The sequence below is a fragment of the Roseovarius sp. D0-M9 genome, assembly GCF_037083805.1.
In the GTDB taxonomy this organism is placed as follows: Bacteria; Pseudomonadota; Alphaproteobacteria; order Rhodobacterales; family Rhodobacteraceae; genus Roseovarius.
In genome coordinates this window covers 1-16,546 of the sequence record NZ_JBAPKZ010000048.1, presented here as the reverse complement: position 1 = coordinate 16,546, position 16,546 = coordinate 1, and the positions used below count along the sequence as shown (strand labels likewise).

The 16,546-nt window shown below is 60.6% G+C and carries 12 protein-coding genes and 3 pseudogenes; 12 read left to right on the top strand and 3 right to left on the bottom strand.

Annotation, left to right across the window (positions count from 1 at the left end; translation table 11 throughout):
* Positions 1-118 precede the first annotated feature (118 nt).
* From V8352_RS19430 to V8352_RS19400, 7 genes and pseudogenes are all read left to right on the top strand, one after another.
* Positions 119-283: pseudogene (locus V8352_RS19430) on the top strand (IS3 family transposase); the annotation flags it as partial.
* Between the two features lie 2,447 nt (positions 284-2,730).
* The gene (locus V8352_RS19425; RefSeq protein WP_336425938.1) at positions 2,731-2,958 is read left to right on the top strand and encodes a hypothetical protein; all 228 of its coding nucleotides are present in this window, start codon (positions 2,731-2,733) and stop codon (positions 2,956-2,958) included.
* A 164-nt stretch (positions 2,959-3,122) separates the two neighbouring features.
* On the top strand, positions 3,123-3,596 hold the full coding sequence (locus V8352_RS19420; protein WP_336425937.1) for a hypothetical protein: 474 nt from the start codon (positions 3,123-3,125) through the stop codon (positions 3,594-3,596).
* Positions 3,589-4,209 carry a YcbK family protein gene (locus V8352_RS19415; RefSeq protein ID WP_336425936.1) on the top strand — a complete coding sequence of 207 codons (621 nt, stop codon included), beginning with the start codon at positions 3,589-3,591 and terminating at the stop codon, positions 4,207-4,209. The genes V8352_RS19420 and V8352_RS19415 overlap by 8 nt, the downstream gene beginning before the upstream one ends.
* 123 nt (positions 4,210-4,332) lie before the next feature.
* A complete protein-coding gene (locus V8352_RS19410; protein ID WP_336425935.1) occupies positions 4,333-4,557 on the top strand; it encodes a hypothetical protein in 225 nt (74 codons plus the stop codon).
* 5 nt (positions 4,558-4,562) lie between these two features.
* Positions 4,563-4,670, top strand: a pseudogene (locus tag V8352_RS19405) (phage tail protein); the annotation flags it as partial.
* Positions 4,671-4,725: 55 nt separating this feature from the next.
* Complete coding sequence (locus tag V8352_RS19400; RefSeq protein WP_336425939.1) at positions 4,726-4,863, top strand: hypothetical protein; 138 nt, start codon at positions 4,726-4,728, stop codon at positions 4,861-4,863.
* A 59-nt stretch (positions 4,864-4,922) separates the two neighbouring features.
* Here the strand turns inward: V8352_RS19400 and V8352_RS19395 are convergent, their stop codons facing one another.
* The gene (locus V8352_RS19395; RefSeq protein ID WP_336425934.1) at positions 4,923-6,464 is read right to left on the bottom strand and encodes a phage NrS-1 polymerase family protein; all 1,542 of its coding nucleotides are present in this window, start codon (positions 6,462-6,464) and stop codon (positions 4,923-4,925) included.
* The gene (locus V8352_RS19390; protein WP_336425933.1) at positions 6,461-6,646 is read right to left on the bottom strand and encodes a hypothetical protein; all 186 of its coding nucleotides are present in this window, start codon (positions 6,644-6,646) and stop codon (positions 6,461-6,463) included. The genes V8352_RS19395 and V8352_RS19390 overlap by 4 nt, the downstream gene beginning before the upstream one ends.
* Between V8352_RS19390 and V8352_RS19385 the strand changes: the two genes are divergently transcribed.
* Positions 6,626-7,510 carry a DUF3987 domain-containing protein gene (locus V8352_RS19385; protein ID WP_336425932.1) on the top strand — a complete coding sequence of 295 codons (885 nt, stop codon included), beginning with the start codon at positions 6,626-6,628 and terminating at the stop codon, positions 7,508-7,510. The genes V8352_RS19390 and V8352_RS19385 overlap by 21 nt on opposite strands.
* 804 nt (positions 7,511-8,314) lie before the next feature.
* Here the strand turns inward: V8352_RS19385 and V8352_RS19380 are convergent.
* Positions 8,315-9,180, bottom strand: a pseudogene (locus tag V8352_RS19380) (isoaspartyl peptidase/L-asparaginase family protein).
* Between the two features lie 269 nt (positions 9,181-9,449).
* On the opposite strand from V8352_RS19380, the gene V8352_RS19375 reads away from it, so the two are divergent.
* From V8352_RS19375 to V8352_RS19360, 4 genes are all read left to right on the top strand, one after another.
* Entirely contained in the window at positions 9,450-10,304 is an 855-nt protein-coding gene (locus V8352_RS19375) for a cyanophycinase (RefSeq protein ID WP_336425931.1), read from the top strand.
* A complete protein-coding gene (gene cphA, locus V8352_RS19370) occupies positions 10,291-12,933 on the top strand; it encodes a cyanophycin synthetase (protein ID WP_336425930.1) in 2,643 nt (880 codons plus the stop codon). Before V8352_RS19375 ends, cphA begins: the two co-directional genes overlap by 14 nt.
* Positions 12,934-13,003: 70 nt before the next feature.
* Positions 13,004-14,302: an ATP-grasp domain-containing protein gene (locus V8352_RS19365; RefSeq protein ID WP_336425929.1), complete on the top strand. Its 1,299-nt coding sequence runs from the start codon at positions 13,004-13,006 to the stop codon at positions 14,300-14,302.
* A gap of 82 nt (positions 14,303-14,384) precedes the next feature.
* Entirely contained in the window at positions 14,385-16,400 is a 2,016-nt protein-coding gene (locus V8352_RS19360) for a CocE/NonD family hydrolase (RefSeq protein WP_336425928.1), read from the top strand.
* Positions 16,401-16,546 lie beyond the last annotated feature (146 nt).

Sequence of the window (16,546 nt, the reverse complement as noted above, 5' to 3'; positions counted from 1 at the left end):
AGCATCCAGAGCAAGCATCGGACCCGCCGACAGGCATGACGATCAGGCGATCCGCCCCCGACGGGAAGGAAGCCGTTCCGGTTCGGCAACTATTTCAGCGGCCTGTTAAGGAGCGAAGATGAACAAGAGACCCGGAACATCGAAGGACGCAGCTGACAAGCTGGTCAAAAACATTCGCCGCAAGACCCGCCAGACCTACTCGGCGGAGGAGAAGATCCGCATTGTTTTGGCCGGATTACGCGGAGAGGAAAGCATCTCGGCGTTGTGTCGCCGCGAGGGCGTGGTCGCAGGCACGGTGAAGCTCGCGCGCAGCTTGACCCGCTCGGGCTCCGGATAATCGTCGTCAATCTCGGTGACCGTATCGGCCGCATATTCCGTAGCGCCCACGATCAGCTTGGGCACCGGCGCCTGCACCAGCGGATCATAATCATCCAGAACGGTCTCGGTGATGATGGTGGTGGTGGACAACCCGAAGTCATGCGGTTCGCTGATCGCGACCAGCGAGGCGCCGCGCTTGAACGCCCGGTGCCGCGCCGAACTATCCAGGACGATCGCAGGCATCAGATCAGTCGTGCCCTCGAACACCGCGCGGATGCGGCAAGTCTCGGGCACATCGCGCAGCGGCGAATTATCGTCCGTCGAAAACGGATGCCACACATCTGGCAGGCCAACCCGCTTCGGCGCATATTCCCAAGGCAGGCGCGTGCCGCCCGGTTCCCAACCGCCGTAGGTAAACCGAAATTCCGTCATGCCACCGCTCAGAGACAGAGGCGCGAACTCGACCACAAGGCGCGTTGTGGAAAACTTGGCCGCATTCAAACGGAACGCAAAATCTTCGGTCGGGCTACCCTGCGACCAGATCCCGTCCGTCGACCAGAAAAGCGAGCCCTGGGCAAACTTATTGCCGGTCACGGTGCGCAGCGCATGGTTGCCGGTGGTGACCGTGAACCAGGCGTAGCGCTTGCCCGACACCAGCAGTGTCGGCCGGAATTCGCATTTCACCCAGCCAGTCGACAGCGACGCATAAGGCACAAGACCTTTGACGATCGAGGTGTCGAAGTCCGGCGTGCCGCTTTCATTGACCTCGCAGAGAAAGACATGGATGTCGCCATCGCTGCCGACGCGCGAAACATCGAACTCAAGGGAGGTGGCGATCCGCTCCTGCGAGTTGAGGAAGGTCTGGCCATAGACCGACCCGTTGACGCCGTAATTCGTGACTTTCGTGCTGGTATAGGTTTGATCCCATGTCCGCTTGATCACCTGGCGCGCGCGGAACTCGGAGTGCCCGATGGCCTCCTCCTTGTCGTTCCAAGGATTATCTGTTTTCCCGAGAGACTGGAACGTCTCACCAGCATCCGTCCGGAAATTTTCGAGGTAAGCCGCGCCCGCGACGTTCGCATACTCCTTGGTGTTTTCGCAGATCTTGACCGTCGGGCCATATTCAATACTCGAGCGCGAGATGGTGCGCGTCTGGCTGGTGCGAACCGTATGCACCTGCTGCGAGATATCTTTAGTAGCGCCAGAACCCGAGACGTCGATCAGACGCTCCTCGGTCCACGCTGGAAGCAACACCCCATCCTTGATGCGGATAGCCGGGCTGGCATCATCCAAAAGCGCCATCTGGTTGTCGATGGTGGCAACCTTGGGGAATTTGACGCCCTCGCCAATTTCCGCCGACCAGCCGGCGTAGCTTTCGTCCCACGCCTCGGTAGTCAGCGCCGGATCGAAAAACCGGGAAACATAATTGACCGGAGCGCCGAGCAGCTGCTCGACCCGCGCCAACCCGCCCTGCAGCTGGATGATGATCTCGGGCCGGATGATGCGCGGGATCGCGCCGCGCAGCACGGCAACATCCGTCTCCAGACCCGCAACGCGCTGAAAGAGCGCGTCGACACGCACCTCGAGCGCCATCAGTCGCCCATCAACATCGTAGAGCGATTTCACCTTGTCCGAAACGGCAGGCTCAATCGCCTGGGCGCCAGCACCCGAGAGCAGAATGAACACCACCGCACAAGAGCTCTCCGGAACGGCGGGCTTCACCGCACTACCCGGCGCCGCCTGCGTGCCCTGCTGCACAACAAACTCGACCAGCCGCACCTCTTCGCCGACAACGTCCTGCTGCGCAGGCTGCGGGTTTTCCGGATCAGTGCCAGTGCGAACCTTCGCCGAGCGATTGCGCGTCGACTGCACGGCAGGCTGCGCCAGGACCGCGATCCATTTCTCGTTTCCCACCGGAGGTAAATAATCGAGGATGCCGATATCAACCGCTTCCTCGAGGGAATAGATCGCATCGCTTTTCCAGAGCTCGCCCGGCGCGATGGTGATCGACTGGCCGCCGCCAGCGATCGTCACCGTGAAGCGCGACCAGTGCGAAGGGAAGGCGATTGCCCCGCCCGTCAACGCGTCCGCGTGTTCCCGCGCAGCCCGGCCGATGCCCGAAAACACGGCGCCTGTTGCATACTCTTTGTCAGCGATTAGGACGTTGCGCGTCATGCCGAAAGCTCCAATCTGTCTATAAATTGCCCGGTGGACAGGACATCCGCCGTCGACGGCGCATCCCCCGTTGTGACTGGTCGGCGCGTGTCGAAGTGGCAAGCAACCGCGATCGCCGGCCCTTTTGCGGCACGCGCCGACGCTAAACCGCCAGAGGCCCGCCGGCGAGGTGAAAAGGTAAAATCAACCAGAAGGGTCGCGTGATGCGGTTCGATAAACCTACGGCGGGCGACGAAAATGGACCCAGCGGCGTTCATCGAGACTTATGGCATCCCTGGTGCGGTGATCTTGGGGCTGTCTTTCGCGGTGGTGCATCTGTGGAGGGCCTATGTCGATGTGCAAAACCGGCGCGTGGACGACGCTCAGGCCAGCTCCAAGGAAATCAGGGAGGTCGCGGACGCGGCCAATCAGTCGATCGACGCGCTCACTCGAATTTTGGAGCGGGGGTCCGGCCGTGATCTCTGAAGTCTGGGCAATGCTAACCGGGCGAACGCCTGCCCCTAATGCCAGGGACGAAACCGTGCATGTGCTAGCGGTTCAGCGCCGCGCGCGTGTCAACGAGGTAAAGGTTCGCGCGTCGCGCCTCGAGGCGTTGATCGAGGACTTGAAGCGGGAGCGGGATCGAGCGGATGTGGAGTGACGGTTATGTGGTGATGTTGTGGTTTTTGTTCCTGGCGTCGCTCGTATGCGGATTGATGGTCGTGCGCGGCTTTACGCCTCATGCCGTCGAGCGCGGTCAAAGCACCACCTTTCGGCTGTCGGCCGGGATCACTCTGGTCGTGATCGCTTACCTGGCGCGGTCTTTCTATTGGGAGATCACGCCTTCTGTCATGCGCGGCTTTTTCCCCGGGCTTTGGCCGCTTTGGTTTGGCTGGACGGGCACGGCCGTGAATGTGCTTTTCAGCTTGGTGTTCCTGCGCGGGCTTTATCATTTTCTGGTCTTGCTTTGGCTGCTGATCCCCTTGCGGGAGCGCGGCGATTGGTCGGTTTGGTCGGCTGCCTTTTATCCAGATCACAACATTTTCTCGGGCATCGTCGGTTTCCTGCGCCGAAAGCCTAGAGGGCGCAAAGGGCGCCGCAGCCAAGGAGGGCGCAATGTCTAAACAAATGATCAAACTGTCGCATTGGAGCGAGGCCACGGATTGGCCTTACCCGCATTTCACGCCTGCCGAGCTCGCCTCGAAAGGCAACGGCAGCCTTAAACTGGAGGTCGACGCGATCGAGCGTCTCGAGCGGCTTCGGGTTAAACTTGACGCGCCCATGCTGGTCACTTCGGCGTACCGCGATCCGGCGCACAATCGATCCGTTGGCGGCGCCAAGGGCAGCTATCACATGCGCGGCCAGGCGTTCGATATTCGCATGGACAATCATGATCCCGCCGAGTTTGAAGAAGCGGCGCGCGAGGTCGGCTTCACTGGCTTTGGCTATTATCCGCATTTGGGCTTTATGCATATCGACACCGGCCCGGCGCGGTCTTGGGGGAAGAAGTTCCCGCTTCGGGAGACGCGCTTTGCGCCCGAGCCCGAGCCTGCGCGCAAGACCCAGGCGGCCAAGGAGGGCACGTCGGTCGCGGCGATAGCGGTCGCGGCAGAGAGGGTCGTCAACGAGGCGGCGCCCGTCCTTCCTGACTACCTCGTCACCTACGGCTTTACGGCTTTGGCGGTTTTGGGCTTGGGCATTGTTCTCTGGCGCATGCTGCGGACGCGTGCGGAATGATCAGCCGGGTCAAGCTATGGCTATTGGCTGCGGCGGCTGGGGCTCTTGCCCTGGTCGCTGCATTGGCGCGTGCCTTTGGGCGCGGCCGCAAAGCGGGGCAAAGGGAGGCCGAGGACGATGGGCGTGAATATGACGAGGGCCGCGCTGCTGATCTGCGCAGGCGGGTTGATGCTGCTCGCGGCAGCCTGCGAGACGCGCAATCCGACGAGCGAGGCTACCGAGACTGAGCGCGCCATCTGCGAGGCGTGGGGCGGGTCGCTGCCATCGCGGTCGCGCGCTGACACCGAGCGGACGCGTGCCGAGATCGGCGTGGCCTACGATGTGTTCTTGGCAGCCTGGACCAGCTGACCAAGATGCGCGCCCAGGCGTCGCTCGGCATCCCGTTGCCTCTGGTTTCGATGGGCGGGCGGGTGATCGGGATCTGGGTTGTGGAGGCGGTTCGCGAGGGCCAGCGCATTTTCGAGCGGGGCGGCGCTCCGCTTCGGCAAGAGTTCGACATAAAAATGAGGCGTTACGATGGCGGGCTCCGTTCCCTTCTCGGCCCGAGCAGCATTCAGCCCCTCCCAAATCACAATTACAGAAGACAGCCTGATCCCGCGCCACAAGCGCGCGATTGATGCTGTGCTGAAGTTAGCCAGTCAGGACAGCAAATGACCAATCCGACCCAATTCGAAAATGTCGCCAGATCCACCTTCGACAACAGTGACGCGTCACTAAAGAAGTTCACGGATGAGTGGCCCTTTGCCACTTGGCAAATGGCGTCCCCAACGACTGCGGCCCTTTCGATGCCAAGGCAGGTCCTCTTCGTCCGAGAAGATCCCCAGCGTGGGCATTCCTTCGGTGTATTTCCGGGTCAAACCGTCGTAAGTTGGTTCGGTCACTGTCCGTTCGGGAGAAGGCGGCGGTACAGGTTCCGCACCCAGGTCTTCAAGCTGCGCATTGGTGACTGCGGAGCTGACGCCGCTTTTCGCTTTCGCCAGAATGGCGGTACGCTGGCCAGCCCAAAGATCCTGTTTGTCGCGCCAGCGAGACATTTCTTCGCGCTGAGCCTTGGTCTGCTCTCGCTCGAAGTCGCGAAGTGCGGACATGAGCGGAGCGTCACAAGACGACTTGCGCTCGCCGGATTGCGCCACTGTCAGAGCATAAAGTGAGACGGGCCGGGGACCGTTGAGTGTGTCGACGTCAACGTGACCCTGTACGGCAAGGGATGCGACGGTAAGCGCTGATTGGGCGGGGATGGCGACAGGAGCAAGGGCCATTCCCTGAACCGCCTCAACGGCTGCTCTGAGCGGCCCCAAATGCTCAACCGGATACGGCTTTCCAAGCGGCGTTTCACGGACAAGAGGAGTTGGCTCGGGGTCCTGAGCCTGTTGTGGTTGACCATAAACGGACTCGCACTTTCTGATAGCGCCTTCGATGGTGCTTTTACGGTAATCCGCACGCTTCCCGTATTTTTCGCGCATAAGCCCAGATTGCCTGAAGAGACGGTCCATACGCGCTGCATCACGGCCCGTCCAGAACGCCAAGTGCGCCATTAGGGCGGCGTCAGCTGAACTGTGATCATCTCCGTGATACGAGCAGTCGCCGCGCCAAAGATCTTTGACAGTTGCCTTGAGCCCGAACGCAGCGCCTGCGCCTCCTTTGCTCGTGAGCATCATCCGTATCAGTTCTTCGTCGTCGCTTGGACCGGCGTAGCGCGGATCGATGCCCTCTGGCATTTCGCCCTCTATGGTGCGCTGGGGGATGACCTTACACAATTGCCCAGTCCAGTCGGTGTCCGTCCAGGTCTCACCAATTGGCACAGGACCTTCCTTCGACAGTGCGATAAAGCGCTTGTCCACATAGAACTCTTTGTTGCCCTCCCATTTGTTGCGGCGATCCTGCAATCGTGACGGATCACATTTGCCCATGATGTGCAGGCCGTTCCCGCTGGTAGACATCTCGCCTAGCGCGCCGCCGAACGACTGGAAGATTGCTACGGCTTCTGCCGTCCATTGGCCTTCGCCGGTTCGGCAGTCATCCAAGTCGATCAGAAACCATCCGTCGCCATTAAGCACGAAGCCAACACCGTAGGGTACATCCGGGCGACTTTCGTCCCAGGTGGCAAACCTCGAGGCTGTAGCATAGTCCATCCAAGCATATGGTTTATGAGGGTCGATGTTCTTGCCATGCTGATCACAGGGAATCTTCTGCCATTTGCATTTCAAGACATCTTTCGAACGGCGGTAGAGGACAAAGCGCTCTGGCAGGATCATTGCTGCGCCTCCTCAATCATCAGGATAACCGCCGCTTCGGCTGCTTTCGCCAGCGTCTTCGCGATTAATTGAGCTTCATCGGGGCGAAGCATCACGGCCAGCTGTGTTTTCTTGTCCGCAGATGAGATTGCAAAGGCGGGCAGTTTCTGGGAGGCTTCGCCATGTCCAAAGATAATCGGCAAAAGACACTCGCGGCACTCAATGATCTTTGGCAGGGGAATCCGATCCGGCGCACCAGGGCTGGCGATGGCTCGCAGACTCTCTTTGGCCGGAGACTCGCCGTTCATCTTATGGTGCAACCAGGTGTCGCTCACTCCTTCATGGCCGACCCGGTGGCAGCGGACACAGGCTTTCTACCGCGTTTTCTCATCAGTGAGCCGGTGAGTACCATCGGCACAAGGTTGCAATCCGATGTGAGGCAAGGAGCGTTTGCACTTGCGCCATTCAAGTCTCGACTGCGTACTATCTTGGAAACACCACTGCCAATGGACGGCGATTCACGAGAGCTGGAGCCACGCCTCATAGCATTATCGTCCAACGCCCGTGCCACGCTATCCGACTATGCCGACCGCGTTGAGATCGGTCAGAGACCAGGTGGTAAGTTTGCCGGTATCACAGGCTATGCCTCCAAGGCCGCAGAGCAAGCGGCACGCATTGCCGGTGTATTGACGGCATGGGCCGACCTCGAAGCCCCCGAGGTGACTGAAGAAACGATGCTTGACGCAATCGCGCTGGCGGACTTCTACCTGTCGGAAGCATTGCGATTGTCCGATGCGGCAAATGTATCGGCTGATATTGAGAGGGCCGAGGCCCTGCGAAAGTGGCTTCACAAATCATGGCAGAAATCCGCAATCACACCTCGCGATGTAGTGCGTCTGGCACCTATTCGTGCGCTTCGTGAAAGCCCTGCGGCCCGCACAGCGATCAGCACATTGGTTCAGCATGGCTGGCTTGAGCGCCTTCCTGATGGAACGCAGGTGGATGGCAAAGCCCGTAAGGAAGCTTATCGAATAATCCCAATCGACGGCACGGTAGCGGCAGAATGAAGGAGACTGATATGCGCAAATTCGTACCAATCGACCGAACCGGTCCAAGTGGAGACGTCCTAGACAGGGTCTTCGTAAATGCCGACCACGTCGTCCTGCTGGAACCCAATGGCAATGGCCTCACGCGGATAGTTACCACGAAGGGTGATGATTTTGCGCTCTGGACTAAGGTGCCGGTCAACCACCTAACGGACTGGCTCAAAGAGTAAGAAACCTTGTGCGACGTGCGACAGCGGCGACATGTGCGACACTGAAACAGTTTCTCGCGGTGTCGCACATGTCGCATTTGTATAAGGTTCTAGAGTCTGAAATCAGCCTGAAAGTTCTGTCGCTAGAAATCACAAGCGGTCGCGCGTTACCCTCGCGCGCATGGCTTGCAGGAGGACCCGAAAATAATCCTCGAAACATGAAGCGAACGGCCCAGAGCCGCCGCTGGTCGACCCAGCCCAATGCTGCGGGGCAGCACTTCGAAGCGACCACTAAGATCCGCGCAGCATTTTCAATCGGCGAATGACGGCAGAGCAGGATTTTGGTCGTTCGCTGCGGCCGCATCGCTACCCGCTTCGCCTACGCGGCAATCGGAAGGGAGGGCGGATTCCAGTCATTCGCCGCAGCCGCAATCCAACTTGGCCACAATGATCAAAGCCGCCATTCAAGCGTTACGAATTTCGGGCACTGCTATGCATCGCCGTAATCTGCATCGCCGTAAGTAGATAACACCTTGATCTCGTCAAATGCGTCGCGATGCGTATGTAGGCACAAACTTATGGGTATGATGCCAACAGAAGCTTTTGGGGCCGAGTTTCAGTAAATAGCTGTTACCGGCTTGTCGCCGTCTTTCACGCACCCTCGATACATCCCTTCGCAGTTGAACGGCATGGCGACTGCACCGCCACGGTCGATACAGATCAACCCGCCCGACCCGCCGATGGCGTTCAAGTCGCCCAAGATGATCTGGCGTGCGGCCTCGGTCATCGGTTGTCCAGCCAGCCGCATGCGCGCGTCGATTTCATGTGCGACCGAGAGGCGGATATAGGCTTCGCCGTCGCCGGTGGCCGAAACCCCGCAGGTCGCATCGTCTGCGAAGGTTCCGGCACCGATAATCGGACTGTCGCCGATACGGCCCCTGCGCTTGGCCGTCATGCCGCCTGTTGATGTTGCTGCGGCGAGATTACCCGCGCGGTCCAACGCGACGGCCCCACTGTGCCGTGGCGCCGGGCCGGGTCATCGTCCAACGTGCCGTCGGCTTCCATCTTAAGTGTGCTTTGCAGACTGTCCCAGCGTTCGTGCGTGAAGAAATAGGCATCGTCCTCAAAGGCCAGCCCCGCGTCCCGCGCGATCTCAAGTGCCCCGTCGCCGACCATAAGCACGTGATCGGTCCGCTCCATGACGGCGCGGGCAAGGTGCACAGGGTTGCGCACCCCGGCTATGCCGGCGACCGCCCCGGCACCGCGCCCACGCCCGTCCATGATCGCCGCATCCATCTCATGCGTGCCGTCGCGGGTGAATACCGCGCCGCGCCCGGCATTGAATAGAGGTTCGTTCTCGAGCGTTTCGACCGCGACGGTGACCGCATCGAGGGCCGTGCCATTGCGCGACAAAACCGCCTCTCCGGCAGCCAGGACGCGCGCAAGGGCGGCGTGGCAGGCACCCTCGCGTTCAGGCGACATCTCGGCACGGGGCAAAACACCGGCACCACCGTGAATGGCGAGCACGAAACCTTTGGTCATGGGACACGCATCCTTAAGTCATTCACAGGCATTTACCCTCACGGCACCATAACGCCCGAGTAAACCTGCTTGAAAGTGTGACAAGCTTGTTACGTTGCGATGGATACCTTCACCATCTCAGAGTTCAGAACAACTTACTTGTTTGTAGCTGAGAGATCTCCACAATATGTAGATACTGTCTACCAATGACTGGAGGTCCGTTTGTGGACATGTCGATTACCACAGTACCCCGCGGAAAACTGGTCGCCATTGGTGGCGCCGAGGACAAGGCTTCGAATACCGAGATCCTGAGTCAGGTTTTGGCGTTGAGTCAGACCGATGCACCGGTTGTCGGTGTGATCACCACCGCCAGCAGCATCCCCGACGACGTATTCGCCGATTATCAGCGAGTGTTTCAGCGGTTAGGCGCCGGCGAGGTTCTCGACGTGCGCATACGAGAGCGCACCGATGCGGCGACCCCCGCTTTGCTCAACATGCTGTCGCGCAGTGACGTGATCTTCATTTCGGGTGGCGACCAAATGCGCCTGACCAGTATCCTGGGCGCGTCTGCAGCCCTCGCGATGATCCGTAAACGCTATGACGAGGGGGCTGTCATCGCGGGGACAAGCGCGGGTGCGGCGTGCCAGTCGACCACGATGGTGTATGGCGGCCATGCGACGGATTCTCTTCGCAAGGGCGCTGTGAAGATGTCCGCGGGCTTTGGTCTGATCGAGGGTGTGATCATTGACACGCATTTCCTTGAACGGGGAAGATTCTCGCGTCTGATGGAGGTCGGTGCGACAAATCCCGAGTATCTTGGCGTTGGCCTCGGAGAGGATGGGGCAGTCCTGTTCGAGAATGACACTATTTACGCTTTTGGCCCCGGTCATGTCATCCTCGTTGACAGTTCGGCGATAACCAGTTCCAATGTTTTCGATCTTTCTGACGGTGAGGCGGTGAGCGTCCACAACGTCATTATGCACGCGCTGGTCGACGGGAACGGGTACAGTTTTACGGACCGGCGGGTCCTTGGGCCGAAAGAGCTCGGGGACAGCAGTCTGGAGCAAAGGTATGCATATACTTGAGCACCGTGCGTTGCGCGGGCCGAATTACTATAGCCGTTATCAGACCATTTATATGCGGCTCGACATCGAAGACTTGGAAGACCGCCCGAGCGACAAGGTGCCCGGTATTGCGGAGAAGCTCGAAGCCATCTTTCCCAGTATTTACGAGCATCGCTGTTCAGTTGGAGAGCCCGGCGGCTTCCTGCAGCGGGTGCGAAACGGTACCTATGCGGGGCACATGGTCGAACACCTCGCCATCGAATTACAGAACCTAGTCGGGTTCTCGGTGGGCTATGGGAAGAGCGTCGACAGCTATGAGCGCGGCGTCTACAACGTCGTCTACCGCTACCGAGACGAGGCCACTGGCCTAGCTGCGGGCGAGGCCGCAGTCGGGATCGTGCGCAAGCTATATGACGGGGGGCAGGTCGATCTCGGCCCGGTCATCGAACATCTCAAGGAGGTGCGCGACGCCAATGCTCTCGGCCCCTCGACAGGGTCGATTGTCAATGCCGCCAAGGCACGCAACATCCCTTGGTACAATCTGACAGAGGGCACCAGCTACACGCAACTGGGGCACGGCGTGAAACAGCGCCGGTTTCAGGCTACGGTGACCGACGAGTCGGGTATCATCGGCCATTCCATTGCCGATGACAAGGACTGGACCAAGCAGATCCTGGGTGATGCGGGGATCGCGGTGCCTCAGGGGTATACCTGCTATTCGTGGGACGAAGTTAAGGAAGCCGCCGAATGGATCGGCTGGCCGGTTGTGACGAAGCCGCTGTCGGGAAATCACGGGCGCGGAGTCACTACCGATATCAGCAATATGGACGACCTGAAATCGGGCTACGAGGCGGCGCTTGCGCGGGTGCGCGACGACTCCGGTGCCGTGATCGTTGAGACCTACATCAAGGGAGAAGATCACCGCATGCTGGTGATCGGCGGCAAGCTTGTGGCCGCCGCGCGCCGCCGGCCGGCGCATGTCACCGGAGATGGCAAATCGACGATCCAAGCGCTGATCGACACCGCCAACGAGGATCCGCGGCGTGGAGTGGGCCACGAGAACCTGCTAACCCAGATTCATGTCGACGAACAGACCCATCGTATGCTCGAGCAGGCCGGGCACACGCTCGACAGTGCACCACCCGAGGGCGAGATGGTTTTCCTGAAGTCGACGGCCAATATCTCGACCGGCGGAACAGCCACCGATCTTACCGACGAGGTGCATCCTGATATCCGTTTCGCAATGGAGCGGATCGCGCGGCATGTCGGCCTCGACGTAATCGGGATTGACCTTTTGGCCGAGACGCTCTCGAAGCCGCTCGATCAGCAATCAGCTGGTGTTGTCGAGGTAAACGCCGGCCCCGGTTTCCGGATGCACATGGCACCAACCCATGGCACCCCGCGGCCGGTTGGCGAGCACGTAGTCGACATGCTATTTCCCGACCCGACCGACAATGGCCGCATCCCCATTACCGCGATCACCGGTACCAACGGCAAAACCACGACGACGCGGCTGACCACGCATATACTGCGACAGTCGGGGTATTCGGTGGGCATGGGCTGCACCGGAACGGTCGAGATTGATAACCATGTGATCCTGCGCGGCGATTACTCTGGCCCGGCGGCTGCTCAGGCCGTGCTCCGAGAGCCTACTGTCGAGCATGCGGTGCTCGAGGTTGCCCGCGGCGGAATCATGCGCCGCGGTTTGGGCTTTGACGAGTGCGACGTAGGTGTTCTGCTCAACATTGCCTCTGACCATCTGGGCGAGCGGGATATCCACACGCTCGAGGAGCTGGCCCGTTGCAAGACAGTGGTCGTCGATGCGGTCAAGCGCGAGGGCGGCTATTGCGTGCTCAACGCCGATGACCCTCTGGTGATGGAGCATGGGACCTACTGGGCGCGGGGCGAAATCATCTATTTCACGATGAACCCCGAAAACCCCGCACTTCAGGAGCACCTGAGCGAACGACGTATGGTCGTTACTGTCAAGAATGGGCGTATCGTCTTGCTGCGCGGTAAGGTGCGGGTCGATGTGGTAGACGTTAACGATGTGCCGATCGCGTTTGAGGGGCATGCGCCCTTCAACGTTCAGAACGCGATGGCGGCCTCCGCCGTGGCGCTGGCCCATGGCATCGAGATCGACGATATTCGGGCCGGGCTGCTGACCTTCCACCCGACCCCGGCGCAGATGCCCGGACGCACCAACTATTTCGAAGCCGACGGCGTACATTGTCTGATCGATTATGGTCACAACGTACCGGCACTGGAGGCGTTGGAGCCGCTGGTGAAGGGGCTTGGGCAACAGCGCAAGATCGGCGTCTCGACTGCGCCTGGCAATCGCCGCGATGAAGACCTTGTCGCTCTAGGCGCGCAACTCGCCAAGATGTGTGACGCGGTCTACATCTACGAGACCGATGCGCGCGGTCGCGCCGAAGGCGAGACCGCGGACCTCATCCGCAAAGGCGCAGCCGACGCTGAATCGGACTGCACGGTCGAGGTTATCATGAACGAAAAAGACGCCGTTGACCGGGCCATGGCGGATGCCGTGCCGGGCGATTTCCTGCTGTTGCTGGTGGACGATATCATCGGCACCACGGAACGGCTCAAAGGACGGAGTTTTCCGGTTCAATCCGATCTCGCCAAGGCCTGAGGACAAACTTCACCCATTCGGTGCGTCAGCCTCTTCGGTGCGCACGCTCTGGACAGGAAGGATCAACATCATGGTACAGAATGTTTTCGTCGTCGGACTGAACGCGATGAATGCCGAGAGACTGACACGGCTGCGGGGGGTCGAGGATGTCCTCTTTCACCCGCTCCTGACCTCCGAGGCCGTCTCGGACACGCAGGAATTCGATATCCCCGCTATGCTGCGCGAGGCCGAGGCGACGTTAGACGCCTTTGACGGCTCGATTGACGCCATCGTGGGGTATATCGACTTTCCGGTTTCGACCATGCTGCCGCTCTTGTGCGCGAAATACGGCACCCGCAATGCCTCGCTGGAAAGCCTCTTGAAGTGCGAGCACAAATTCTGGTCGCGCAAGGTGATGGCCGAGGTGATACCCGGGCACGTCCCAAAGTTCACCGCCTTCGACCCGTTCGACGACAATGCGCTTTCACGGATCGGCGAGGCTGATCTCCGCTTTCCGTTCTTCGTCAAGCCGATCAAGTCTTCAGGGTCGCGTCTCGGCTTTCGCATCGACAGTCCCGAGGATTTCGACTATGCGGTCGCCGCCTTCCGCGCCGAGATCGGCCAGATATCCGAGCCGTTCAACTACGTGCTGGATAAGGCCGATCTGCCGGATGACATCAAGGCGATCGAAGGGCACTACTGCATGGCCGAACAGGTGATAGGCGGGCGGCAATGCACCGTCGAGGGCTATGTCCATGACGGCGAAGTCGTGCCCTACGGCACGGTGGATTCGATCCGCTATCCGCAGGTACTCAGCTTTTTCTATTATCTCTACCCGTCGACCCTGCCGCCTCGCGTGCAGGACGAGATGAACGAGATCACCCGTAAGGTTATGGCGCATATCGGCTATGACAATGCCGGATTCAACGTGGAGTACTACTGGGACGAGGTGCAGAACAAGATCTGGCTGCTGGAGATCAACACCCGCATCGCGCAATCGCATTGCGACCTGTTCGAGATGGTGGACGGGGTTAGCCATCAGCAGGTGACGGTCGATCTGGGGCTCGGGCGCAAGCCCGACATGCCAAGCGGCGAGGGGCCGCAAAACGTCGCCGCCGAATTCTTCTACCGAGTGTTCTTCAACGACGCGACCCTCACACGCGCGCCCTCGCGCGCCGAGCTGGAGGTTGCCTCGGAACAGGTCGAAGGCACGCGTATCGACTCCTACGTCAAGAAGGGCATGCGCCTGTCGGAGCTGCCCGAGCAGGATGCCTACAGCTATGCCGTAGCGTCGATCTGGATGGGGGCCAACAAGCAATCCAAGCTGTTGTGGAATTACGAGCAAGTCATGAAAAAGCTGAATTACGAGTTCAGCGACATCGAGGAATAGGCCAACGCCAGCGCTGGACTTTGTGACGCGGGGGCGCGATAGGCTGGGCGCATCGCGCGGCACGCAATGCAGGATAAACGTCATGAAAATCGACCACCCGCTTCCCGTCGCCGTTCGGGAAATCGAGCATCTCGAGATCCCTATGCCGGATGGCACGTGCCTCGCGGCGCGTATCTGGATGCTGGACGGGGCGGAGGCGCAGGCCGTGCCCGCGATCCTCGAATACATCCCATATCGCAAGAACGACAAGACGCTGGAACGCGACCATGCCCGCGCGCCCTGGATGGCGGCGCAGGGCTATGCCTATGTCCGGGTGGATCTGCGCGGCACCGGCGAGTCCGAAGGGGTGATGACCGACGAATATACCGAGATCGAGTTGCAGGACGGCTGTGATGTGATCGCCTGGATCGCCGATCAGCCGTGGTGCGATGGTGGTGTCGGAATTGTGGGCATTTCTTGGGGCGGGTTCAACGGGCTGCAACTTGCGGCCCTGCGCCCGCCCGCGCTCAGGGCCGTGGTGTCGATCTGTTCGACCGACGACCGCTATGCCGACGACATTCATTACATGGGCGGCACCATGTTGTGCGATCACCTTTCCTGGGCGTCCGTGATGTTCGGAATCAACACCCTGCCGCCGGATCCCGCGCATGTCGGCGATCGCTGGCGCGAGATCTGGGAAGAACGGCTCGACGAGTCGGGCTTCTGGCTCGAGACATGGATGGAACACCAGACGCGCGATGCGTTCTGGAAGCACGGATCGGTCTGCGAAAATTTCGACGATATCGAGGTACCCGTTTATGCTGTGAGCGGCTGGGCAGATGGCTACTGCCGTTCTGTCTTTCGGCTGGTCGAGAACCTCAAGAGTCCGGCAAAGGGAATTATCGGCCCCTGGTCGCATCGCTATCCGCATGTCGGGGCACCGGGCCCTGCGATCGACTGGCTGAGCGAGGAAACCCGGTGGTGGGATCAATGGCTCAAGGGCATCAACACCGGCATCGTGGATGAGCCGCCACTACGGGTCTATCTTCAGGACCACGCCGAGCCCAGAACGCATTACGAGCACCGGGACGGGCACTGGATCACAGAACCGGCCTGGCCCTCGCCGAATGTCACCCGAACCGACTTTGCCCTGGGGGCCGACGGACGGCTGTCGAGGTCCGGGGAGGTGCCCGGGGGCTGGCTGAGCATCGCCTCGCCGCTCTGGGTCGGGTTCCAGGGTGGCAAGTGGTGCTCTTATGCGCTGCAGGGCGATCAGCCGGGCGATCAGCGGCAGGATGACGCGGGCAGCCTGTGCTTCGAGACCGCGCCGCTTGCCGAGCCGGTCCACATGGTGGGCGACGCGCGCTTGACGCTGACGTTCACCTCAGACCGGCCTGTCGCGCAGGCCGCCGTGCGGCTGATGGACGTGGCGCCCGACGGGGCGGCGACCCGGGTCAGCTACGGGTTGCTTAATCTCACGCACCGTGACGGGCACGAGCATCCCGAGCCCCTGACGCCAGGGCAAACCTACACGGTCGAGGTGCCGATGAAACACGTTGCCCAGACCTTTCGCGCGGGGCATCGCATTCGGTTGGCTCTGTCGACCAGCTACTTCCCGATCGCATGGCCTGTGCCAGAACCGGTAGAACTGCAGGTTCTGACCGATCAAAGCATGCTTGCCCTGCCATTACGGGACGGCGATCACAGTGAGGCGGCGTCGTTCGCCCCGCCACGCGCGGGGGTGCCCCTGGAGCAGGCGGTCGAGACACCTCCGACCGCGGAGTGGACCGTGACGGAGGACCGGACCACCGGGCGGGTCACGGCCGATATCCGCGTCCACGAGGGCGCGGCCCATATCGTCGAGCACGGCCTGACACATTCCGCCGAATGCACCGAGCGCTATTCCATTCTGCCGGGCGATCCCACCTCCGCCGAAGGAGAGGTCACCTGGATTCACGAGATGCGCCGCGACGAGTGGGTCGTGCGGACGGTGACGCACACCCACCTGTCTTGCGACAGCACGCATTTCCATCTCCGCGCGCGGATGCAGGCATTCGACAGAGACACCGCCGTACGCGACAAGACCTATACGGCGAACATTCCGAGACAGGCAGTGTGACGCGCAAGCACCGGTCGCGGGCAGTTTAAGCTGGCTTTAGAGCGGGTTGCGTTCAATCAGTTTCATAACCTGCCGCCTTGAAGAAGTTGTAGCACTCTTCCTCAGTGAAGAGATCGCAGACGTGACCAACCGCGCGCCAGAGTTCG